We start from the raw sequence: 515 nt of genomic DNA, 5'->3' as shown, positions 1-515 counted from the left end.
ATCACCCCACGCAGTCGCATTCTGGCTCTCGGTCAGATGTCGAACGTCACCGGCGGCTGCCCTGACTTAGCCCGCGCGATTACGCTTGCTCATGCGGCAGGCATGGTGGTGATGGTGGATGGCGCTCAGGGAATTGTACATTTCCCCGCTGACGTTCAGCAGTTAGATATTGATTTCTATGCCTTCTCGGGCCACAAGCTGTACGGCCCAACCGGCATTGGCGCACTGTACGGTAAGCCTGAGCTACTGGACGCAATGTCACCCTGGCTCGGCGGTGGTAAGATGATTAGCGAGGTCAGCTTTGAGGGGTTCACCACGCAGGCAGCACCNTTGCTGGCGTCATTGGATTAAGTGCGGCGCTTGAATGGCTTGCGGATATTGATATCGTGCAAGCCGAAAATTGGAGCCGCAGTCTGGCGACGTTGGCAGAAGATATGCTGGCAAAGCGGCCAGGATTTCGTTCCTTCCGCTGCCAGGACTCCAGTCTGTTAGCCTTTGATTTCGCAGGCGTTCAT

Annotated in this window: 1 pseudogene; it reads left to right on the top strand. The window is 56.4% G+C overall.

From position 1 onward, the window contains the following. Positions 1-515, top strand: a pseudogene (locus tag FDX22_RS21025) (aminotransferase class V-fold PLP-dependent enzyme); the annotation flags it as partial.

The organism is Citrobacter sp. TBCS-14, assembly GCF_005280805.1.
Taxonomy (GTDB): domain Bacteria; phylum Pseudomonadota; class Gammaproteobacteria; order Enterobacterales; family Enterobacteriaceae; genus Citrobacter; species Citrobacter gillenii.
This window is presented reverse-complemented; position numbering and strand designations above follow the sequence as displayed.